At 41.9% G+C, this 22,752-nt stretch carries 24 protein-coding genes and 2 tRNA genes; 3 read left to right on the top strand and 23 right to left on the bottom strand.

Annotated elements, in window-relative coordinates; all coding sequences use genetic code 11:
* Window positions 1-31: 31 nt before the first annotated feature.
* A complete protein-coding gene (selD, locus tag ACWIT3_RS05910; protein ID WP_457161865.1) occupies window positions 32-1,087 on the bottom strand; it encodes a selenide, water dikinase SelD in 1,056 nt (351 codons plus the stop codon).
* A 114-nt stretch (window positions 1,088-1,201) separates the two neighbouring features.
* On the opposite strand from selD, the gene gntR reads away from it, so the two are divergent.
* Complete coding sequence (gntR, locus tag ACWIT3_RS05905; RefSeq protein ID WP_046338630.1) at window positions 1,202-2,200, top strand: gluconate operon transcriptional repressor GntR; 999 nt, start codon at window positions 1,202-1,204, stop codon at window positions 2,198-2,200.
* A 66-nt stretch (window positions 2,201-2,266) separates the two neighbouring features.
* On the opposite strand, the gene ACWIT3_RS05900 is transcribed toward gntR, so the two are convergent.
* Complete coding sequence (locus ACWIT3_RS05900; RefSeq protein WP_457161847.1) at window positions 2,267-2,785, bottom strand: gluconokinase; 519 nt, start codon at window positions 2,783-2,785, stop codon at window positions 2,267-2,269.
* A gap of 252 nt (window positions 2,786-3,037) precedes the next feature.
* Between ACWIT3_RS05900 and ACWIT3_RS05895 the strand changes: the two genes are divergently transcribed.
* Entirely contained in the window at window positions 3,038-4,387 is a 1,350-nt protein-coding gene (locus tag ACWIT3_RS05895; RefSeq protein ID WP_457161846.1) for a GntP family permease, read from the top strand.
* A 249-nt stretch (window positions 4,388-4,636) separates the two neighbouring features.
* Window positions 4,637-5,239 carry a peroxiredoxin C gene (locus ACWIT3_RS05890; protein ID WP_457161864.1) on the top strand — a complete coding sequence of 201 codons (603 nt, stop codon included), beginning with the start codon at window positions 4,637-4,639 and terminating at the stop codon, window positions 5,237-5,239.
* Between the two features lie 145 nt (window positions 5,240-5,384).
* Here the strand turns inward: ACWIT3_RS05890 and tadF are convergent, their stop codons facing one another.
* The 21 genes from tadF to msbA all read right to left on the bottom strand — a co-directional run bounded on the left by tadF (window position 5,385) and on the right by msbA (window position 22,737).
* Entirely contained in the window at window positions 5,385-5,984 is a 600-nt protein-coding gene (tadF, locus tag ACWIT3_RS05885; RefSeq protein WP_457161845.1) for a tight adherence pilus pseudopilin TadF, read from the bottom strand.
* 47 nt (window positions 5,985-6,031) lie between these two features.
* Window positions 6,032-6,610 carry a TadE/TadG family type IV pilus assembly protein gene (locus tag ACWIT3_RS05880; RefSeq protein WP_457161844.1) on the bottom strand — a complete coding sequence of 193 codons (579 nt, stop codon included), beginning with the start codon at window positions 6,608-6,610 and terminating at the stop codon, window positions 6,032-6,034.
* Window positions 6,611-6,622: 12 nt separating this feature from the next.
* Window positions 6,623-7,390, bottom strand: a complete 768-nt coding sequence (locus ACWIT3_RS05875) for a tetratricopeptide repeat protein (protein WP_457161843.1) — start codon at window positions 7,388-7,390, stop codon at window positions 6,623-6,625.
* Window positions 7,380-8,234, bottom strand: a complete 855-nt coding sequence (locus ACWIT3_RS05870; RefSeq protein WP_457161842.1) for a type II secretion system F family protein — start codon at window positions 8,232-8,234, stop codon at window positions 7,380-7,382. The genes ACWIT3_RS05875 and ACWIT3_RS05870 overlap by 11 nt, the downstream gene beginning before the upstream one ends.
* Window positions 8,231-9,115, bottom strand: coding sequence for a type II secretion system F family protein (locus ACWIT3_RS05865; RefSeq protein WP_457161841.1), 885 nt, complete (start codon window positions 9,113-9,115; stop codon window positions 8,231-8,233). The genes ACWIT3_RS05870 and ACWIT3_RS05865 overlap by 4 nt, the downstream gene beginning before the upstream one ends.
* Window positions 9,116-10,387, bottom strand: coding sequence for a CpaF family protein (locus ACWIT3_RS05860; protein ID WP_457161840.1), 1,272 nt, complete (start codon window positions 10,385-10,387; stop codon window positions 9,116-9,118).
* 17 nt (window positions 10,388-10,404) lie between these two features.
* On the bottom strand, window positions 10,405-11,526 hold the full coding sequence (locus ACWIT3_RS05855; RefSeq protein ID WP_457161839.1) for a pilus assembly protein: 1,122 nt from the start codon (window positions 11,524-11,526) through the stop codon (window positions 10,405-10,407).
* 30 nt (window positions 11,527-11,556) lie between these two features.
* Window positions 11,557-12,057: a protein RcpB gene (locus tag ACWIT3_RS05850; protein ID WP_457161838.1), complete on the bottom strand. Its 501-nt coding sequence runs from the start codon at window positions 12,055-12,057 to the stop codon at window positions 11,557-11,559.
* Window positions 12,054-13,448 (bottom strand): type II and III secretion system protein family protein, encoded by a 1,395-nt coding sequence (locus tag ACWIT3_RS05845; protein ID WP_457161837.1) that lies wholly within the window; start codon window positions 13,446-13,448, stop codon window positions 12,054-12,056. Before ACWIT3_RS05845 ends, ACWIT3_RS05850 begins: the two co-directional genes overlap by 4 nt.
* On the bottom strand, window positions 13,448-14,269 hold the full coding sequence (locus ACWIT3_RS05840; RefSeq protein ID WP_457161836.1) for a flp operon protein C: 822 nt from the start codon (window positions 14,267-14,269) through the stop codon (window positions 13,448-13,450). Before ACWIT3_RS05840 ends, ACWIT3_RS05845 begins: the two co-directional genes overlap by 1 nt.
* A 59-nt stretch (window positions 14,270-14,328) precedes the next feature.
* Complete coding sequence (locus ACWIT3_RS05835; protein ID WP_457161835.1) at window positions 14,329-14,757, bottom strand: A24 family peptidase; 429 nt, start codon at window positions 14,755-14,757, stop codon at window positions 14,329-14,331.
* Window positions 14,758-14,776: 19 nt separating this feature from the next.
* Window positions 14,777-14,965 (bottom strand): Flp family type IVb pilin, encoded by a 189-nt coding sequence (locus ACWIT3_RS05830; protein ID WP_457161834.1) that lies wholly within the window; start codon window positions 14,963-14,965, stop codon window positions 14,777-14,779.
* Window positions 14,966-15,029: 64 nt separating this feature from the next.
* Entirely contained in the window at window positions 15,030-15,266 is a 237-nt protein-coding gene (locus ACWIT3_RS05825; protein ID WP_457161833.1) for a Flp family type IVb pilin, read from the bottom strand.
* A gap of 810 nt (window positions 15,267-16,076) precedes the next feature.
* A tRNA-Leu gene (locus ACWIT3_RS05820) sits at window positions 16,077-16,163 on the bottom strand.
* A gap of 23 nt (window positions 16,164-16,186) precedes the next feature.
* Window positions 16,187-16,262: transfer RNA gene (locus tag ACWIT3_RS05815), tRNA-Gly, on the bottom strand.
* A gap of 219 nt (window positions 16,263-16,481) precedes the next feature.
* On the bottom strand, window positions 16,482-17,039 hold the full coding sequence (gene pgsA, locus ACWIT3_RS05810; protein ID WP_046338641.1) for a CDP-diacylglycerol--glycerol-3-phosphate 3-phosphatidyltransferase: 558 nt from the start codon (window positions 17,037-17,039) through the stop codon (window positions 16,482-16,484).
* Window positions 17,040-17,135: 96 nt separating this feature from the next.
* Complete coding sequence (gene uvrC / locus ACWIT3_RS05805; protein WP_046338642.1) at window positions 17,136-18,965, bottom strand: excinuclease ABC subunit UvrC; 1,830 nt, start codon at window positions 18,963-18,965, stop codon at window positions 17,136-17,138.
* A gap of 20 nt (window positions 18,966-18,985) precedes the next feature.
* The gene (gene kdsB, locus ACWIT3_RS05800) at window positions 18,986-19,765 is read right to left on the bottom strand and encodes a 3-deoxy-manno-octulosonate cytidylyltransferase (RefSeq protein ID WP_457161832.1); all 780 of its coding nucleotides are present in this window, start codon (window positions 19,763-19,765) and stop codon (window positions 18,986-18,988) included.
* Window position 19,766: 1 nt separating this feature from the next.
* Window positions 19,767-19,949, bottom strand: coding sequence for a Trm112 family protein (locus ACWIT3_RS05795; protein ID WP_046338644.1), 183 nt, complete (start codon window positions 19,947-19,949; stop codon window positions 19,767-19,769).
* A gap of 26 nt (window positions 19,950-19,975) precedes the next feature.
* Window positions 19,976-20,953 carry a tetraacyldisaccharide 4'-kinase gene (gene lpxK / locus ACWIT3_RS05790; RefSeq protein WP_457161831.1) on the bottom strand — a complete coding sequence of 326 codons (978 nt, stop codon included), beginning with the start codon at window positions 20,951-20,953 and terminating at the stop codon, window positions 19,976-19,978.
* Between the two features lie 35 nt (window positions 20,954-20,988).
* Window positions 20,989-22,737: a lipid A ABC transporter ATP-binding protein/permease MsbA gene (gene msbA, locus ACWIT3_RS05785; RefSeq protein WP_046338646.1), complete on the bottom strand. Its 1,749-nt coding sequence runs from the start codon at window positions 22,735-22,737 to the stop codon at window positions 20,989-20,991.
* Window positions 22,738-22,752: the final 15 nt, after the last annotated feature.

The following is a 22,752-nucleotide window of genomic DNA, read 5'->3' as shown; positions in this document are numbered from 1 at the left end:
ATTCCCCCACAGTTAGCGCTCACAGCTAGTGCTAAAGTATCTGAATTCTTACCGCACTTTCCTGATTCGCAGCGACCAATTTACCCACTTCAATCAGCTCAATACCTGCCTGTTGTGCAAGTTCAGCGACCGCCTGTTCCGCCTCTGGTTTCACGGCAATTAATAGCCCACCAGAAGTTTGTGGATCACATAAAATCGCTTTTTGTAGCGCACTCATTTCACTCACTTTATGCCCATAACTCGCAAAGTTGCGCTCTGTTCCCCCAGGAACACAGCCTTTTTCAATATAACGAGCGACACCGTCTAATGTCTTAATGTGATCAAAATAGACTTCAGCATTTAAATTCGACCCTTCACAAATTTCTGTTAAGTGACCTAATAGACCAAACCCCGTTACATCGGTCATCGCTGTAACGCCCTCTACTTCAGCAAACTGCGCACCAATCGTATTCATTTGGCACATAATTTTTGTCGCAAGTCCTTGATGCTCCGCTTTTAACTTACCTTTTTTCTCAGCCGTCGTCAGTACACCAATCCCTAACGGTTTCGTTAAAAACAATTTGCACCCTGCTTGTGCAGACGCATTACGTTTAACATGCTCAGTAGATACGATACCTGTCACGGCTAAACCAAAAATCGGTTCTGGCGCATCAATTGAATGACCGCCCGCTAACGCAATCCCAGCTTGTTGACAAGCAAAACGTCCCCCTTCAACAATTTTCTGCGCCACTTCTGCGGGTAAGGTTGAAATAGGGAAACCGAGAATAGCAATTGCCATAATGGGTTTTCCGCCCATTGCAAAAATGTCACTGATGGCATTCGTGGCGGCAATACGCCCAAAATCGAACGGATCATCCACAATCGGCATGAAAAAATCCGTTGTACTAATAATCCCAATCCCATGACCAATATCATAGACCGCAGCATCATCTTTGGTTTCATTTCCCACCAACAAATTGGGGTCAACCCATTTTTCCATCTCGGAATGCAGAATTTTTTCCAACACTTTTGGGGAAATTTTACAACCGCACCCAGCCCCATGACTATACTGAGTTAAACGTATCGTACTCGCGATCGTATCATTCATTTCTTGCTCAAGTGCGTGCATATTCTCTTCATTTTTGGCTTGCATTTTCCGTCCTCCTACCCAATAATTCGGCTTAATTATACGCCAGTTAAATAAAAAAGACATTGAGAAAAAATGACGAAGCGCAAACGCCCTACGCTACAAGATATTGCCACCCATTTAGGCATTACCAAAATGACAATCAGTCGTTATTTACGCCAGCCAGACGCCGTTGCCCCCGAAACACAACGTCGTATTGCCCAAGCGATTGAACAATTTGGCTACATTCCCAACCGTGCTCCCGATATCTTATCTAATGCCAAAAGTCGCGCAATCGGTGTACTCGTCCCCTCCTTAACTAACCATGTCTTTGCTGATGTCATAAAAGGCATTGAAATGATCACAGACCGTCTTGGTTACCAAACCATGCTCGCGCACTATGGTTATCGCCCTGAAAAAGAAGAACAACGCATCGAAAGTTTACTTTCTTACAATGTTGACGGCTTAATCTTGTCGGAAAATCACCATACCGCTCGCACCTTAAAAATGCTCGAAGTCGCCAATATTCCTGTCGTTGAAATCATGGAATGTAGCGAAGTCGGCATCCAACAAGCTATCGGTTTTGATAACATTGCTGCGGCACAAGCCATGGTCGATACAATGATCAGCCGCGGTCATAACAATATCGTATATTTTTCAGCCCGCATGGACAAACGAACGCGCCTCAAAATGCAAGGTTATGAACAAGCCATGAAAAAACATGGTTTATCCCCTCATAGCTTAATCACTGAGCAGCCCTCTTCTTTTAGCTTAGGGGCGAAACAATTACATGAAGCATTACAGCGCTATCCTAAATTAGATGGGATTTTCTGTACTAATGACGACTTGGCACTTGGTGCTTTATTTGAATGCCAACGTTTAGGCATCAGCGTGCCCAAACAGATTGCCATTGCAGGCTTTCACGGTCACGATGTAGGACAAGCCATGACTCCCCAACTAGCAACTGTCATCACCCCTCGCTTACAAATTGGTAACGTTGCCGCGCAAGAGCTTTTAAATCGGATACAAGGCATGCCACAGCAATGTGCAATCATTAACTTAGGCTACCACATTCACTTAGGTGAAAGTATCTAAAAAAACAACCGCACTTTTGGCAGTCATATCAGACATCCCAATAGTGCGGTCACTTACAAGCATTTTCTAGATTAACGGGGCTAACGCCTTAATACAACGTTCCACCACCTCCTCAAACGTGCCATCAATACTAATATGAATCACATCTGGCTCATCCGCTTGCGGAACTTCTAACGTTTCAAACTGACTTTTTAACATATCGGGCTTCATATAATGTCCCTTACGCTGTTTCATCCGTGCTAATACTAACTCAAAAGGTCCATGTAAAAACAGAAATTTGACCGAATTCCCCTCTCGAATAACATCACGATACTGTTTTTTCAGCGCTGAACAAATGATAATCCCCACCTCACTTTTCTGCTCCAAACTAAATGCCGCATCGCGAATACGCTCTAACCAAGGCGCACGATCTTCGTCATTCAAGGGATGCCCTTGCCCCATTTTAAGAATATTGGCTCTTGGATGCAGATCGTCTCCATCAATCAACTTAATCCCTAAACGTTGTGCAACCGCCGTGCCCACCGAGGTTTTTCCCGTACTCGACACGCCCATCAAAATAAAACTTTTTCCTTTCGTTGCTGACATGGCTCACTCCTTATCGTGACTTTTTGCCTACCATACCGAAAATTCCCACTAAACGTTACTGGTAACATCTATTTTTGTGACCTAACTCACACAAATCCGCCGTTTGAAAATACCTACTAAACTTCACTCAAACATCACCTCAGTGATTCTTTGAACAAGATCACAAATTTGATACCTCGTTCAAAAATTCACTTTACCAAAATCTATACAGGAAGTATGTTACCAGTAACAACACACCAAAGGAGGTTTCCTATGCTAATTCTGATTATGATTGCAGCCGTCTTACTGCTGTTACTATTAATTATGAAATTCAGAGTGCATGCTTTTGTGGCACTCGTCATTGTCAGCTTATTAACGGCACTCGCGACCAACATCCCTGTCGATAAAATTTTACCGACATTATTATCGGGTTTTGGTAATACGCTCGCCGCAGTAGCACTGCTCGTCGGTCTCGGTGCAATGATTGGACGCCTACTTGAAATCACGGGTGGTGCCAAAGTATTAGCCGACACATTAATCAACAAATTTGGCGAACAAAAAGCCCCCTTTGCTCTAGGTGTGGCATCCTTACTGTTTGGTTTCCCTATTTTCTTTGATGCGGGGCTTGTTGTGATGCTACCGATTATTTTCAGTGTGGCAAAACAATTCGGCGGTTCAACATTACGTTATGCCTTGCCTGCTGCGGGGGCATTTGCCGTCATGCACGCGTTCTTACCTCCTCACCCTGGTCCAGTTGCCTCGGGTGATTTATTAGGTGCAAACATGGGGTTACTCGTCCTCGTTGGGTTAATCTGTGCAATCCCAACTTGGTACATTGCTGCCTATTTATTTGGTCTCTATTCAGGTAAAAAAATCAACTTAGCGCTCCCGAAAAGCTTCTTAAGCAGCAATGCGATTAATGAAACAGCGGTACAAAATCCACCGAGTTTCCGTAAAGTGCTGTTAATTTTATTATTGCCGATTTTCCTGATCTTGCTTGATACAGGTTTAAATACCCTTAGCGTCGCAAAAGTGATCGATGGGTCGCAAACATGGGTGGCAGGGTTACGCCTACTCGGGAAAACCCCTATCGCTTTATTAATTACCTTACTCGTTGCTATCGTATTATTAAAAGATCAACGCAGTTATGAGCAAATTGAAAAAATTTGTGACAACGCCCTAGGTCCGATTTGCGCTATCGTCTTAGTAACAGGTGCAGGCGGAATGTTTGGTGGCGTATTACGCGCAAGTGGCATTGGTAATGAGTTATCTAGCATGCTCTCTGATACTGGGCTTCCAGTGATTGTTGCCGCGTTTATCATCGCACTCGCCTTACGTGTTGCACAAGGTTCTGCGACTGTGGCACTCACCACCGCCTCCGCGTTAATTGCCCCAACGGTAGCCGCGACAACAGGCTTAAGCCAATTTGATCTATGTTTTATCGTGATTGCAATTGCTTCTGGTGCGACCGCCCTCTCTCATTTCAATGACTCGGGTTTCTGGCTCGTCAGTCGTTTTTTAGAAATGGATGAAAAAACCACCCTCAAAACGTGGACTGTGATGGAAACCTTAATTGGTCTTGTGGGGTTTGCGCTGGCTGTTATCGGTAGCATTCTCTTATAAAAAATAAAAAAACCGACCGCACTGATTTCTTTTACTAAAGTAATCAACGTGTAGGTCGGTTTTCAGCGGTCTAAAGACAACGCATTTTTCTCCCCTTTTTCTCTCCCCCAACCTAAAAATATTCCGAATAAAGCGATAGGCAAAAACAACTGTCAAAACGAGTGAACTTTCTTTAAAATAAAACCGCTATTCTGTAGCGTTTCGCTAACAGAATTGATTTGTTTAATTTATTAACAGGAGATTATGACTATGGTATTAGTAACTCGTCAGGCACCTGATTTTACTGCAGCCGCAGTATTAGGTAATGGTGAAATCGTTGAGAATTTTAACTTTAAACAACATATCGCAGGCAAAGCTGCAGTGGTATTTTTCTATCCACTTGATTTCACATTCGTTTGCCCATCAGAATTAATCGCCTTTGATCACCGTTACGAAGAATTTAAAAAACGCGGTGTAGAAGTCGTTGGTGTATCAATCGACTCAGCATTCAGCCACAATGCTTGGCGTAAAACCCTTGTCGAAAATGGCGGGATTGGTGAAGTAAAATACGCGTTAGTCGCCGACATCAAACACGAAGTTGCACAAGCATTCGGTATTGAACACCCAGAAGCTGGTGTAGCATTACGTGCATCATTCTTAATTGACAAAAACGGGGTAGTTCGTCACCAAGTTGTAAACGATCTTCCACTAGGTCGTAACATCGACGAAATGCTTCGTATGGTTGATGCGTTACAATTCCACGAAGAACACGGCGAAGTGTGCCCAGCACAATGGGAAAAAGGCAAAGAAGGGATGAAAGGTAGCCCAGAAGGCGTAGCGAAATATTTAAAACAACACGCTGATAAACTCTAATTCTGATTGTTAGCGCGACAAGGGATTAACATAACATGTTAATCCCTTTTTATAGGCTAACCCCAACAGCAAGTTAGTCATCGCACAACAATCCGCATCAGATAAAAAAATCCCTTGGCAAAACCAAGGGATTTTCTCATCACAGTTATCGTGATACCGACACGGATGAAGAACGCATCAGTCCATTTGATCGCTGAGATTTATCTAACAATAACGCTTCAAATAAACTATGCGTTTCAAGGCAAAGTGTCACTTGATACAGCGGAATTTTCCTTTCGTTGTTCAATTCAGAACGTGGCGATAAATAGGTCAAATTGGACAATTGACGATATGGTTGACACTGACCTCCTCCATTATTACCATCAAGCTTTCCTGAAGGATTTCCACTATTTTGTCCATTTTGTTGCTTATCGCCTTCAGTCCAGTACTCTAGGACAACATCTAGTCTCTTATTGCTGTCAGCATTACCATAAATCAATTTTTTAGCAAGCTTACTGAACTGCTTATAGTCATCCTCACTAATAACATACTCTCGATTATAAAGTTGTGAGCGCTCACGTAAAATACTGACTAGGGTATAAGAGGCATTATCCAATTTACCCAAGGTGGATCGCAACATCACTAAATCAAACAGGAAAGCAAATAAAAAGATTAAAAACATTGCCATAAAAATAAACTCAATGGTCACTGCACCTTTTTTATTGCGTAAAAACCTTTTTAGGTCTAATAAACTCAATTCTTTCATATATCGCTCTATAACATCATTCACAAGATAGCTTTCAAAAGATCACCCTAACTGGTTTTCTTTTTGCCTGGCTTAAAGCTAGAACGCTCAAATTCTTGTACCACAACAAATTCACGATTCATCACAGCCTCTGACCAAGATTTCGGAATAAACGGCAACGGCACTACAAATTTGTAATTATATTTTAAAGAATAATGAGCCAACGTAGCTAAACGTCCATTAGGTGCAATTTGTAAATAACTGCCATTAGTTATTTTTTTAGGTTGACGGAACTGATCTTTTAAAAGGTTCCCCAAACAATTAATCTCTTCTGGGCAATCGACATATTGCACTTTGACATCAAAGTCATTTTTCTCCAACATTGCCAAATAGCCCATCGTGGATTCATCACTGAATTTTTTCTGTTCAGTTAAAACTTGTTTGAACACTTTTTCATAATTTGCTTCATCCGCTTGTTCATTTTTGGCGATCCGAACACTTTCGATAATGGCGAGATCCCAATATGCCGTCGCAATAGCTAAACGGCAAAATTCAAAAATGAACATCACAATGAATAAGTAAAACGCAATGGTTAATGCAAATTCGACGGTAGATGTTCCTTTACTATTTGATAGAAATTTTTTCATATCAAACCCTTATTATCGACGCACGCCTTTTGAGAAAGTCGTAGTTTTTTTCAACGCATTGATTAAATCATCAGGCGAGGCGTTTAAACGCTCTTTCACGATAATATCTTTGGCATAATCCACATTACCATTTTTGACTAAGGCAAAAACAAGGTTATGTACTAAACGCGGTTCTCTCACCCCATTCAAATATTGTGGTAATAACAGCGATACCGTATTGTTAAAGTCCCCATTGATAATACTTAACATGGCTAAATTATTAATCGCTACATTGTCACTAATAAAATATTGTCTAGCTTGATTAATGTCGCTCAACGCCTGCTCTAAATTCCCTTCTTGTGCATGCGCAATCCCTCTTAAATTGTAGATTTCGCCATTATTATTGGCATGTGTCAGTAAATCATTTGCTACCGCGATCGCTTCAGAAAATTTTTCTAGCTGAATTAAATTTTTGATTTGAAGGATTTTCGCAGGAACATCAACTTTCGTGGTGTCCATCAATAGCGGGCCTAAATATAATAAAGAAGATTTGCTATCACCACGTAAATAGTAAGTTTGCGCTAATTTGTAGCGTGTGACGGGATCTTCTTTTTCTTTTAAGACATCACGATAAAGGGAAATCAAAGATGAATAATTTTGTGTATTTTCATACAAGCTTTCTTTTGCAGCGACACTGTCCTGAGCTGGCATCGTATTTTTCTTCCCATTCATTGTCGAACAACTTGCGACAGACAAAACTAAAATACATAATGCGGTTTTTTTTGTTAATTTAGAAAACATTTGGAAATACCCTCATAATACCTGGTGCTAAAATTAAAATGATAATTGGGAACATAATAAAGAGAATCAGTGGAATACTCATTTTTGCCGACAATGTTCCTAATTTTTCTTCGATAATCAATAATTGCATCTCACGAATATCTGCTGATAATTGAATGAGATGTGAATAAATAGATGAACCAAAATTTAAACTTTGTTGTAATACGGTACAAAACATTCTGACTTCGGTTGTCGGCAACGAAATCGAAAGATCTTGTAAGGCTTGAGACAAGCTCGTGAGTTCTGCTTTTCGGATGATCCTTAACATCACATATGTCAAATCGGGATTAAGCTTTTTAAAGTCTGTTGCAACTTGTTTTAACGCTGCATCAATACTGATCCCAGTTTGGACATTCACCGCCACTAAATCAATAAACCCTGGTAGATCCACCATGATTTTCTTAATTTTTGCTTTCAAAATTGAATTGGTTAATATCCCAGGGATCACAATGATAGAAAACAGAATCGCCGCTAACCCCACGACAAAGTCGAGGTTATTTTTCAACGCATATAAGTAATACACGCCAGATAATAATGCCGTCAGTAACAACTTAACGCGTATATTTTTATCAATCATCCCAAGCACTTTCAAAATAGGGTTATTGTTAATAAGCAATAACTCTAATTCAACTTGCTGCTTGGTTTTACCTTTTTCTGCGCTTTCCTCATCCCTTTCATTCGGTATTTCACCCGCCAAAATATTTCTATTGCGCTCTAATTTCTTTTTGTTAGATAACGTAATAAATAAGACGGAAAGACCAAAAATGATGAGCAACACATAAAATAAGAGAAATTTCATTGTCATGTTGACTTCCTCATTAGCCACCAAATAATCAACATACCAAATAGCTCACTACCAAATACGTAATAGAGCACGACTTGACCACTTGGATCGTTGATTAAGAAATCAAAGTTTTCTGGCATGGCAAATTGCATAAATAAGAAGAAAGCAATCGGGAACATCCCTACAATGAATGCTGACATTCTCGCTTCTGATGTCATCGCTTTCTTTTTTTGCTCCATCTTTTTACTGTCCGCAATCACACGCCCTAAACGAGAAATCACCTCTCTGATTTGTCCACCTTTTGATAAGTTTGTGCGGATAATCGTGATAAAGAAGTAAAACTCTTTATAGGGATAGCGAGTATAGCTGTCATCAAAAACAGACATTGGTTCTTCACCGAGTGATAAACGCTTATGTATGCTTTTAAACTCCTCGCCGAGTGGTCCTGTAAGATCCCTGCCACAGCGTTCTAATGATTGCAAAAGCCCTGCGCCCCCTGTTGCTGCTGCATTCATGATTTGAATCACTTCTGGGAACATGGCATTAAACATTTTTTGGGTACGGTACTGACCAAACTTCCATACGAAAACAATGAAAAGGAGTAAGAAGATTTGAACAAAAAGACCGCTTTCTAAACGGAAATACGTCAAATTAATAAAAAACAACACGAAGAACGCCGAGACGCTTATCACAATGTGTTTAACTAATTTCTTCTTATCCCCCGCAATAAAGTAATACTGCCACAGCGCGATCTTGGTCTTGATTGCAAGCATCAATTTCGCGCTTTTACTTAATGAAACATCATTGGCATGTATTTTTTTTCGGGTTGTTCTCCAAGCGAGTGCGGTATATAAAAACAACACCACACCAAACGCGAGGATCAAGTAATACATTAAGACCATTTAATCGCCCTCAAAAATGCTTTGTAATTCATCACTTAAATTAAAGACTTGAGCATTTTGATAGACAACTGAACGTGTTAATAAACCATGAGAAATAAACTCTCCCGTAATTTTGCCATTTTCATCTCGGAATTTACTTGGTTGATAAGAGAAAATGTCTTGCATCACGATTTGTCCATTCTCCATGCCCATTAACTCGGTAATGTTCATGATTTTTCTCGATCCATCATTTAAGCGCGATGCTTGTACGATGATGTTTACTGCAGAGGCAATGTTGCGACGAATCGCTTCAAGCGGTAAAGACGCATTTGACATCATGACCATGCTTTCTAAACGCGCCGTAGCATCACGTGGGTTATTGGCGTGCAGAGTTGACATAGATCCATCATGGCCCGTATTCATAGCTTGTAGCATTTGAAAGGCTTCACCACCACGACACTCCCCGACGATGATTCGTTCAGGACGCATACGTAAGGCATTAATTACGAGATCTTGCATCGAGATTTCCCCTGTTCGTTCCACCCCAGCTAATCGCGTTTCTAAACGCACAACATGAGGTTGCTCTAAACGTAGCTCGGCAGTATCTTCTAAGGTAATCACGCGCTCTTGTGGCGAAATATAATTTGATAACGCATTCAATAACGTTGTTTTACCAGAACCCGTACCGCCCGATACAATAATATTCACACGTGATCTTGCGGCGATAATCAAGAAATTTGCCATTTCTTTCGTCATCGATCCAAAATTCACCAATTCTTGTAGGGATTTTTTGGATTTACTGAATTTACGAATTGAAATAGAAGTTCCATCTAACGCAATCGGTGCAATTACGACGTTCAAACGGCTACCGTCAGGCAAACGAGAGTCCACCAGTGGACTCCCATCGTCGATACGGCGACCGACTCTCGCCACTAACCTTTTGGCAATATCGGTTAGCTGCTCATTGCTAATAAAGACTTTGTCCGTTTTTTGTAAGATACCCGCTCTTTCCACCCAAACATCGTTTGGACCATTCACTAAAATATCATTGACGGTATCATCTTCCATCAGCTCTCTAATCGGTCCATAACCGCCGATTTCATCTGCAATATTCTCTGCCATAAATAAGGCATCTGCAGAGGTGACATAAATATTCCCCGCGACTCGATACACGAGTTGGGTTAATTCTTCTACGAGTTTGCTTCTCTCACTTTGGACTTGGTCGATTTTTTCGATATCCAAGTTGCTCAGCAACTCGTTTCTAAAAAAAACTTGTTGTTCTCTCGTCAACATATCTTCTTATCTTCTGTTTAGTTACCCATGATGGTCTTGCGTAGCAATTCCAAAAACGATTGTTTTTCTGAGCGTCTTCTTTGACGTGATACCGCGCCGACGACTTTCATCATTAATGAATGAATCTCTTTTTTACCTGAACGCCCTAAATTGACGTCAAGGACGGTTTTCGCATCGGTTTTTTTCAAGAATGGGATCACGACATCGACAGGACATTTCAACAAGGTTTCGATATCACTGGTTGAAATGAGTTTCGATTTTTCAAGACTGTTATCAGAAATACAGATAAACGTACGAATTGGTTTCCCTGTGGCGTTTCTGACACGATCGCATTCGTCTAAGAATTGTTTTGCCACACGTAATGACGCTAAGGTACGTTCTACGATGAGCACACAACTATTGCTATATTCTAAATATTTTGAATACTCTTCTTTGTGACTATTGAAGATAGGTTGATCGTAAATGATAAAATTATATTTATCGGTGGTTGATGCCGGTAAACGTGATGGTAAACCACTATAGAGTTCTAGATTAGACATATAAGGGACAACATCACCTTGTAATTTTCGGTCAAATAATAACTCTAAATCTTGCGACCCATTTACGCCCTGTGCTAATAGCACGGGTACTTTTTTGTGGAGTGCGATCTCGTTGGCTAAGTGGGCGCTGATCATGCTTGCGCCTGAGCCCCCTTTACAACTGAGTACGGCAATTTTGACGGTGTTACGAACAAAGGGAATATTGACTCCCGATACAATTTTCGCCACCATCTGATTTAATTGGGTTTCAGAATGGAAATACGGAATGCCTTCATCCATTAATTTTTGGGCAAGTGAGATCGAATCGCTTTGTCCGACAACACAGCACCACACATTTTGAGGTACGACACTGTAAACATTTTCAGAAATGACTTTTACATCCGTTTCATGAGCGATATCCACAATTACTCCGACAACTTCTTCGGCGTTAAATGTGAGATTTGATGATGATAAAAAGTCAGTGTTGATGATCTCTACATTTTCTAATCCGCGAGTACGTAATGTTTGCGCGACGTTGCATTGTACGCTTTCTTGACGCGAAACAATTACGATTTTTCGGACAGTGTCAACTGCTATACTTTCCTTATCAAGCAATAACATAAAAAATCCCTTTTATTTCTTTTTTACTCATTAATATTTTAATTGAACACGGTAGTTATTTTTTGTTGCACACGCGTTCATTCCATCCCAGCTCATCATGTTTTCTGCGGTATCGACAGGGCAATTCATTTTTTTCGCGCCGATTTTGGTCACTTCTACATACAGTGGATAGCTGGCTTTCTCGTGCTGACTACGCACAAGTTGAATTGACTTTTCTTCGATCCCTTTTTTTATTAACGCGTGGCGAAGCTGGCTCGCGCTTTTTTGTGACGCGTGATCATGCCAAACAATTTGGACTTTCTTGCTGTTATCACTGCCGATATCTCTGACTACCGCACGGACGACATTGTGGTAGGCGACATCAGATTCATCGGATAGCACATAACGGTTCACTAATTGCACTCGACTCAAGTCATCAAGCTGTGTCGGTTGTGCTAAATTTGGATTGACTAATTCATGTTTAGAAAATGCCATCGCTTGTGCTGATGTGAATGAGAGCAGGACAGCCAAGCTCATTACGATGTTTCTCATTGAATAAATCCTCCATTTCTTAAGAAATTCGCCCCTAAGGTTTTGTGATAGATATTTTTAATTGGTGTTACGTTGAAGAAACGTTCCATGGTTCCTGTTTGTTCAAAAGTCGGATACACGATATCGCTTTCTTGAACGGGTTTAACCAAGTTAACGGTTGCTACAATCACAAGTTCTTTGTCTTCTCTGTCGGTTTTTGCACTGCGGAAGAATGAGCCTAAAATAGGTAAGTCACCTAAAATTGGCACTTTATTCACGCCTTCTGCATCTTGTGAGCTAAATAAGCCACCGATGATAAAGCTTTCTCCGTCGGCAACTTCAAAAATCGATTTAGCACGACGTGTATTAAAAAATGGGACGGTACCAATGCTGCCATGAGAATAGTTTCCCGCAACGCTACTAACGCTTTGATCTAACGCTAAACGAATGCGGTTATTTTTTTGGATTTTGGCACCAACGTTTAATTTGACACCAAATTCCTTATACACAATATTGGTACCGCCGCCATTTTCTTTTTGTGCAAACGGTAATTCTCCACCGACTAAAATATCTGCGGTCTCACCTGATAATAAAGAGATATTAGGTTCCGCTAAGATCTTGCCGTTATTTTGGTTATCTAACGCGGTGATGAAGGCTGAAACTCCCGGTGCACTTAATTGTAAAATCGAACCTGAGCCGTCAAAGCCGCCTTTGCCCGACCAGCTGCCGCCTAATAAAGTGCCTTTGTGTACATCGGCTAGACGTCCCCAGTTAATGCCAAGGGCTTCGGTTAATTTTTTATTGACTTCAACCACTGATAATTTGACGTTAATTTGTGTGGTTTCACGCACGTTGGCGTTATTCACGACACCATCAAATTGGTATTTCTCCAAAAATGGAATGGTTTGATCGCCTAAGGTGGTTTCGGTGACTTTTTTGCCTGAGCCCAGTGCTTCGCCGACGATACGGTGTGCTTCGTCGCTTTCTTCTTGGCTCACGGCTTTGCCTTCGATGACGTAGGCTTTACCGATTTTTTTCACGGACAAATCAGAATTTGGGAAACGCGCTTTGATTTGGCGATTAGCGTCTGTGATATCATGAATATTGTTAATCACGTTGTTCACATTCACAAAATCTGTCGTCAGTGGTGCGCCGTTTGCATCGAATGCGGTCACTTCTGAACGTCCTTCTTCTTTGGCATAAATAATGAAGGTGTTGTCATCTAGAATTTCATAATCGGCAACGTTAGGCGACGACACGAAAATGGTATCAATTTTTTGATCGGTACGAATTAATTTGGTTCCGCCTTGTTCTAAATTGAATGTGTGTGCCGACACGGTTAGGGATAAGATGCTTCCTAAGCCGACAACTAAGCGCGACAGCAACTTATTTTTCGTTTTTTTGGTTTTCATTATTCATTCCCTCTTAATTTTCTAATAAACGTGCCACGTTTATTGATGCTTTCTGCTTGATTCGTTGAAGGGAGGACGATCAACTGTGCGTCTCGCTCCAGTGAATAAAACATTTTGGCTTGTTCTGGTTTGACTTTGATACTGATGTATCCAATATATTGTTCAGATAATTCGTCTTGTTGTTGGGTTGGTTTTTGGTTCTGGTTCGTTTCATCAACGACGCGTTCAAATTCTTTGACTTGTAACACGACCAGATCATTAAACAGTTTGAGTAACGTGTATTTTTCAACGGTGTCATCGCGTGAACGTTTGGCGATTTGTTGGTTATACACGGAGACGTAGTCGCCGCTGCGTACAGTATCTAAAATGTAACGCTCCGTCGGTTTAAGATAGACACGGTATGCGACTTCTTGTTTGGGATCTAAACTGCTGATTAAGAATTTCGGGTCCTCTGGTGAAATGAGGATCGCTTCTGACAACAGTGAGCCTGCTTTAAGACTTTGTGCGATAAGGTGTCCTTGTAAACTTTTGGACGGTGTTTTTTCTAATAACTGGGTTAAATCGCTGTTAACCAGTGGATTGTCTTCTTCCACTTTTAATTCGCTCAGGGAATAGTCTTCTACTTGTAGTAGGGTTCCTGGGTGAATATCGCGTTTTAACTCGGCGATTTTGATCAGTTTTTCTGGTTTTTTCTCTACGGTGGTCGATTCTGTGGTATTAATGATATTTACCACGGTTTCTTCGGTTGGAATGAAGAAAATTCCGCCGACTCCCACCATCAGAGTCAGAAAAGATACAATCAATAGCATTCTATAGTTCATTATTGCCTCTTGGTTTAGGTTGTAGTGATGTATAAGGTTGTCGGGTTAGGTTGTGAAGGTTAGCTAAACAGTACGAGATTGAAGAGAAAACCCAAGCTAATCGCGACACCATAAGGTAGACCGTTTTGACGTATTGATTGGCGGTAAAAAAGCCAGCCGAATACAATTAAAAGCAGTCCAGAAAATGTCGTAAAAAAGAAAAAATACAGCAGTTGCTCTGTGGGGATCGCTAAAACTAACACAGAGATTAGCTTGACGTCGCCTGCGCCGATGAGGTGGAAAGTAAACAGGAAAAACCCAACGACCAGCACAATGAAGGCGGGAAAGAGGTTAATTTGTCCGTGTTTCATCCAGGCTAATGGAATTATCACCATTAGCATACCGAGCACAATCTTATTGCTAATCACTCTTGCTTTTATATCGGTCCATGATAGAGCCATTAGGAATAATATTGTGATAAGGTGCAGTAAAATAATCAGTCCATTCATTATTTCAAAGTAAGATGTGTTAAATATAATTTATTGCACGAATAATGGTTGCTGTTAATAATTCAAATTTTGCTTGTAACGCTGAAATAAAACTCTGCTCTCCTGACAAAATTGTCACCACCAATATGCCCATTACAAAAGCAATTAATCCATATTCAATAGTGGTCACACCTTGTTGGCAATTTCTAAACCTAGTTAAATATTCCATTATAAAATCTATTATTCAAGAGCTAGCTTACTATTTTAGTAAGCTAGCAACTAGATATCATTTATTACTTGATTGATAAATTTACTTTACCATCCTTAATCGTATCCGTTAAAGAACTAAATTTTCCTTTAAGAGTATTAATAAATCCAGTATCTTTATAGAATACCGCTACAATCAACACCGCCACTGCAACCGCGATTAAGCCATATTCGATGGCGGTCACACCGCGTTGATCTTGTTTAAATTGACGAAATGATTCCGTTGCTGAAATATACGCTTGAGTAGTTAATTTGTTCAACATGTTTATGCTCCTATTTTTAATGTTAAATTAAAATTCATCTCCCTATGAGAGCGTTGTTTATTTAGCAATCATCCATAATTGCCAATGCGCGACGTTTTAATCACTAAATAAATCGGGCGAGATTCTAGTGGCTTTTTCAAAATAAAAAAACAGAAAAAATAAGCAATTAAACTGGTCTAATGAGATTATTTTAAAATCAATTTGAATACATTTATTTCAATTTGATTTAATTAAAATCAAATTAATTATTTTTTATACGGATTTTATTTTTAGAATATTATTTAAATTTTATTTGCAAGTTAAAATAAATAAAAATATTGCTTTCTTTTTTTATTTTATTCGGTGGAAATGAATAATAAAAAAGACGGTGATTTGTTTGTATTCTGAGCGCGATGATTGATTGGCGGAAAGATCCTGCTTCTTTTGGTTTTAACGGAGGGAAAGACGGCGAGGTTGTCAGGTGATGAGAGAGAATTATGAGGGAGGATGATGAGAGGGCGTTAAGTGATGTCATTTTTCGTGGAAAGATTTGGTGGCTTGCGCGCTTCAGTGGTTTAGGTTTAGATTTAGGTATGGTTCACGGATTATGTGCTTTGGCGAGATGGGGGGATTGTTTGGGAGGGGGAACGTGTTAGCGGTATGGTGTGATTTTCATATAACCAATTGGATTTCTCTTCTTTTACTATACACGTTTACTGTACCCGTTGTGGTGACTATTCTCTTATCCTCTTCTGATCAATGCGTATGGGTAAATTTTAGGTAGAAAAAAAGCCGCTTGCGCGACTCAAAATATTGTTTGTAGGGTTTTAATGGTGCCCGAGGCCAGACTTGAACTGGCACGCTTCGAAAAGCGAGGGATTTTAAATCCCTTGTGTCTACCGATTTCACCACTCGGGCTTATCGCTATGATAAGTTAAGCTTGGAGCGGGAAACGAGGCTCGAACTCGCGACCCCAACCTTGGCAAGGTTGTGCTCTACCAACTGAGCTATTCCCGCTTTTTGTTATTTGGCGATATCGCTAAACAACGATGTGCATTTTACTTATTTCTTTGCGGGAGTCAAATAAAAAATGCAAAAGCGTTATTCGATTGATTAAAAACAAATCAGAATAGGCAAAAAGATTGATTTTATGGGGGTTTTCTGGTCGTGCGGTGGCGGAATTGGGCGATGAAAAAAGCACGTTAAGACGTGCTTTTTCATTTAAACGGGGTGAGGTTATGGGTTGATATCCGATAATAAGCTGCCTTTTGCTGCTTTTAGATATTGTAACATGGACCAGACGGTTAAAATTGCGGCGATATAGAGCAAGATAATGGCGGCGATTTCCATCGCGACGTTATAGCGCCATAGTAATCCGCCGAGTGCGAGCATTTGTGCGGTCGTTTTGACTTTACCTAACCATGACACTGCGACTTTATTGCGATCGCCAATTTCCGCCATCCATTCGCGCAGGGCGGAAATAATGATTTCTCTTGAGATCATGATGACAGCGGGTAAGGTGATCCAGAAGGAGTGGTGATATTCTACGACTAACGCCAGTGCGACAGTGACCATGACTTTGTCTGCCACGGGGTCGAGGAAGGCACCAAAACGGGTGGTTTGTTTCCATTTTCTTGCGAGGTAACCATCGAACCAGTCGGTGATACCTGCGATGAAGAAGATGAATGTGGTGAGAAAAGGCGACCAAGAAAATGGAAGATAAAAGGCAATGACAAAAAAAGGAATCAAAATGACTCGGAATAGCGTGAGAAAGATCGGGATATTCAGTTTCATAGGGCGAATTAGGTCAGTTTTTATAATTGGTTCATTTTAGAACATCTGGCTTTATTTGAAAATGGAATTTTCTTTTCTGGGCTAAATTGTTGGGGATTAATGTTGTAATGCGTCATAAATTCGCTCGGCAAGGGCTGGGGAGATCCCTGGCACTGAAGCAATTTCGTCTCGTGTTGCGTTTTTCACGCCTTGCATGCCACCTAAATATTTTAGTAGCGCTTGGCGGCGTTTGGCACCGACGCCGTTGATGGTTTCGAGCCCACTTTGGATGAAGGCTTGTTGGCGTTTTTTGCGGTGTCCGCTGATGGCATGGTGATGGCTTTCATCACGAATGTGTTGAATTAAATGTAGCGCGAGGCTATCTGGCGGTAGGTGTAAGGTTTTGCCTTGTTTGCTGAGAATTAAGGTTTCTAGCCCTGCTTTTCTGTCGACCCCTTTTGCGACACCAATTAGGTGCGGTTTGTTTTTATCCCATTTTACGTTTAGTTGTTGGAAAACTTGGCGGGCGCGGTTGAGCTGCCCTTTGCCGCCGTCAATAAAGATGATGTCGGGGATTTTGTCTTGTTCAAGGGGTTTGTCGTAACGTTTGAGTAGCGCTTGTTCCATTGCAGCATAGTCGTCGCCTGGGGTGATGCCTGTGATATTAAAACGGCGGTAATCGGATTTTAGCGGTCCCTCTTGGTTAAAGACGACGCAAGAGGCGATGGTTTGTTCGCCCATGGTATGACTGATGTCAAAACATTCCATGCGTTGAATGGTGGACAGTCCGAGTAAGGCTTGCAGTTCTTGATAACGCGCTTGAATCAGATTGCTTTGTTTGAGTTGGGTGATGAGGGCTGATTTGGCGTTCATTTGTGCCAGTTGGAGATATTTGCTCTTCTCCCCTTTTGCGCTGTGATCTTGGATGTGAACTTTGCGTCCTGCTTGTTGCGTTAATAAGGTTTCTAGCTCGGTTTTTTCTGTTAATTTATGATCCACGATGATGCTGTTGGGGATGCTGCGTCCTTGGTGTGCTTGGAGATAAAATTGTCCTACGAATGTGGCGGTTAATTCGGCTAAATCGGTGTTCGCTGGGACTTTGGGGAAGTAGCTGCGGTTACCTAGGATTTTTCCTTGTCGAATAAATAATACTTGTACGCAGGCGATACCGAGTTGATACGCGATGGCGATGATATCGATGTCGTCTAGGCGTTCATTGGCAACGAATTGTTTTTCGATGACGGCGCGGACGGCTTGGATTTGATCACGAATTTTTGCCGCGAGCTCGAAATTGAGTTCGGCACTGGCTTGTTCCATTTTGCTGACCAGATGATCGAGCACTTGTTGATCTTTGCCTTGTAGGAATAGTCGGGCGAAGGTCACTTGTTGTTGGTAATCTTGGTCTGTGACGTATCCTGCTACACAGGGCGCGCTACAACGTCCAATTTGATATTGTAAACAAGGGCGAGAACGGTTGTTGTACACGGCATTTTCGCATTGGCGGATTGGAAACAATTTTTGTAGTAACGATAAGGTTTCTCGTACGGCACTGGCGTGGGGATAGGGTCCAAAATATTCGCCTTTGATTTTTTTACTGCCTCGGTATGCTGTGATGCGAGGGTGACGTTCTGCGGTGAGTAAAATATAGGGATAGGATTTGTCATCCCGTAGTAACACGTTGTAGCGCGGTTGGTAGGTTTTTATGTAATTGTGTTCAAGTAATAAGGCTTCGGTTTCCGAAGAGGTCAACGTGGTTTCAATGTGTGCAATAGATGCTACAAGGGCTTCGGTCTTTTTGCTGGTTAAGTTGGCACGAAAATAACTGGATAAGCGTTTTTTCAGATCTTTCGCTTTGCCCACATAGATGACGTTATCTTTGTCGTCATACATGCGGTAGACGCCCGCTGAATGCGGGACATGGGCTAAAAAGGATTTCGCGTCAAACATGATCTGGTGCCTAGGTGGTCTTATTGCTGTTGTAAAATTGCGCGCACTTTTTCCAGATCTTCTGGGGTGTCTACCCCCACTGGTGGCACTTCGTTAGCGAGCTCGACGTGGATTCTTTCGCCGTACCATAATACGCGCAGTTGTTCTAAGCTTTCTATTTGCTCTAGGGCGGTTGGTTGCCATTGTACGTATTGTTTGATGAAGCCCGCTCGGTAGGCATAAATTCCGATGTGGCGTAGATAGTGATCTGAAAGGGTTAGTTGCGCGACGCTTTGTGTTTTCTGATGTATTGTGGCGAATTGATCGCGATTCCATGGGATGACGGCACGAGAAAAATACAATACGTAGCCGTCTTTGTCGGTTAAGACTTTGACGGCGTTGGGATTAAATAACTCTTCTGGTTCGTGGATTTTGACCGCTAAACTCGCCATTTTGACTTGGTATTTTGCTAGGTTGTTTGCCACTTGGCGTACAATTGATGGCGGGATCAGTGGTTCGTCCCCTTGAATATTGACGATAATTTCTTGATCAGGAATGGCTAATTTTTCCACTACTTCGGCAAGTCGTTCGGTACCAGAGTTGTGTTTTGGTGATGTCATGCACACTTCTGCGCCGATATTGCGCGCGACGTCTGCAACTTGTACATGATCGGTTGCGATGATTACGCGGCTCGCGCCTGATTGTTTGGCTTGTTCAAAGACATGGGCAATCATCGGTTTGCCTGCGATATCTGCAAGTGGTTTACCTGGGAGGCGGGTTGATGCGTAACGCGCTGGGATAATCACAGTAAAGGCGGTCATATTATTTGTCCTGTTGGCTGTTTGATAAGGGGATCGCTTGTTCCGCTAATAAAACGGGGATGCCTTGATTGATGGCATAGGCGACCTGATCCACTTTGCAGATGAGCTGTTGTTTCTCTTTATCTAAGGTTAAACGTCCATGACAAATTGGACAAGCGATAATGTCTAGTAATTTGGCGTCCATTGTTTCCTCTTTTTCTTTACTTGACGTTATGGTGACGTCGGTTGTTGGGGATGAAATTTGGCTAAAAACGCTCGCACTTTTTCACCTTCAATATGTGCTTCAACAGGGACGTACCACCAGTTTGGTTGTGCAAATGCGATACATTTTACCGCATCTTTTTCAGTCATTAAGAGCGGTTGGTTGGGATCAAATTGGTCAAATTGGTGCGGTTCAAATTTTTGGTGATCTTGAAAAGCGTGCGTGTGACTTAATTGGATAGCTAACCCCTGTAACATTGTAAAGAAACGTTGTGGGTTGCCAATGCCTGCTATGGCGGTGACGTGTTGGAAGGCGGTTAATTCGCGTTGTTCGCCTGTCACTAAATTGATGGCGTAATGTGGTGTTAGCGTCATGACGACGTCAGTGTAGTCGTTGGCTTTTCCGTTGCCGATCACAAGATCTACGTTTTGTAAACGATCAGGCAGTTCGCGTAGTGGTCCTGCGGGCAAAAGCCAGCCGTTACCGATACCTCGTTCGGCATCCATTACTACAATTTCGGCATCACGTTGTAGCTTATAATGTTGCAAGCCATCATCACTGATGATGACATCGCAAGGTTGGTGTTGTAATAGCAATTCGATTGCTTGTTGGCGATTGGGCGAAATACACACGGGTACTTGAGTTCGTTTGGCGATGAGAACGGGTTCATCTCCGCCTTGACGGGTGTCGGTTTGTGGGGTGACTCGCAGCGGATAAGTGTCCGCTTGGCTGCCATATCCACGAGAGATGACGCCGACACGTAATCCTTGTTGTTTAAGCTGTTCGACTAGCCAAATGACGACGGGCGTTTTCCCATTGCCGCCGACAGATAAGTTGCCGACGATAATGACTGGGACAGGAGCTCGATAAGACTTGAATATGCCTTGTTTAAACAAGGCACGACGGCAAACGGTGATCAGCCAAAATAGCCAAGAAAAAGGCAGTAGCAAGTAGGCGATCCATGAGCGTGAATACCAAAAGTGCATTGTGACCTCTTTCTTTGTTGATAAACGTTGATGAATTAGTGCGTAAATTGCATGGTGTGCAACTGTTTATAGGCACCGTTCAATGCCAATAATTCCGCATGTGTGCCCCGCTCTTTAATTTCGCCATGATCAATCACTAAAATTTGGTCGGCGTTTTCAATCGTTGAGAGGCGGTGTGCGATGACAATGACGGTACGCTCTTTTTGTAATTTTTCTATGGCAAGCTGAATTGAGCGCTCCGATTCGGTATCGAGTGCGGAGGTCGCTTCATCCAAAATTAAGACTGGGGAATTGCGTAGTAATGCTCGTGCAATCGCTAAACGTTGGCGTTGTCCTCCCGATAAGCTGACGCCATTTTCTCCAATCACGGTATCCAATCCATGTTCTAGTTTTTCAATAAACTCCATGGCGTAGGCATCTTGTGCGGCTTTCATTATTTCTTCGCGGGTATATTTGTCTTTTGCCGCGTAAGCAATGTTGTTAGCAATTGTGTCATTGAATAAGTGCACTTGTTGTGAGACCACTGCACAGTTCTCACGTAAACTGGATAAGCGGTAATCTTGAATATTGACGCCATCTAGCAAGATTTCCCCTTGGTCAAGGTCGTAAAAACGCGTGACTAAATTGGCAATGGTCGATTTACCAGAGCCAGAACGACCAACTAAGGCGACGGTTTTGCCTTTTTCTACCTCAAACGAGACTTGGCGTAAGGCGGGTTCGCTGCGACCTTCATAGGTAAAGGTGACATTTTTAAAGGTTAGATTTCCTTGTACTTTTTCGCCTTTATAGGTGCCTAAATCTTTTTCTGTGTCTAAATCCAATAAGGCAAATAAGGTTTGACAGGCCGCCATCCCTTTCTGGAATTGTGCATTCACATTGGTTAACGATTTGAGTGGTCTCATCATGGCTAACATGGAAGAAAACACGACAGTGAAAGAGCCTGCACTCAGGTTTTGATCCATGATGCTCGGCACGGTTGCTAAATATAACACGGCTGCCAAGGCGAAAGACGCGATAATTTGGACGATTGGGTTGGAGATGGCATCGGCGGCTGCCATTTTCATGCTTTTCCGACGCATATCATTGCTGACGTGGTTAAAGCGTTCTTCTTCAACGTGTTGTCCGCCAAAAGACAGCACAACTTTGTGCCCTTTTAACATTTGTTCTGCCGCGGTGGTTAATTCCCCCATGGAGTTTTGCATATTTTTGCTTAACTCTCGAAAGCGTTTAGACACGAGGCGAATGAGGACGGCGATAATCGGTCCGATCAGGAATAACACTAAAGACAGTTGCCAGCTGGTATATAGCATGACAACAAACAGTGAAATGATGTAAGCGCCTTCACGTACGATGGTGATTAGGGCGCCTGAAGAAGAGTTGGCGACCATTTCTGAGTCGTAAGTGATACGTGATAATAATTTGCCTGTGGAGTTTTGATCAAAAAAAGGAACTGGCATAAACATCAGATGTTTAAAAATACGGCGACGCATGGTCATCACGACTTTTCCTGATACCCAAGACAAGCAGTAAGAGGACACAAAGTTACTGACACCGCGCAAGAGGATAACCAATACAACAACATATGACATGGTACGTAGGAAAGACGTATCGGCTTTGCCAAACCCTTCATCTAATAAAGGTTTGAGTAATGAAATCAATCCTGCATCGGCGAGTGCGTTAATGACTAATGCAATCGCAGAAACAATGAGCCCCAGTTTGAAAGGGCGAATGGTTGGCCATAAGCGCTTAAATGTTTGTATTGTTGAAAGATCTTTATCTTGCATAAACTTTTCTGTTTG

The organism is Pasteurella sp. P03HT (assembly GCF_054052285.1).
Note: the sequence above shows the minus strand (reverse complement) of the source record. Positions and strands in the feature narration are given on the sequence as shown.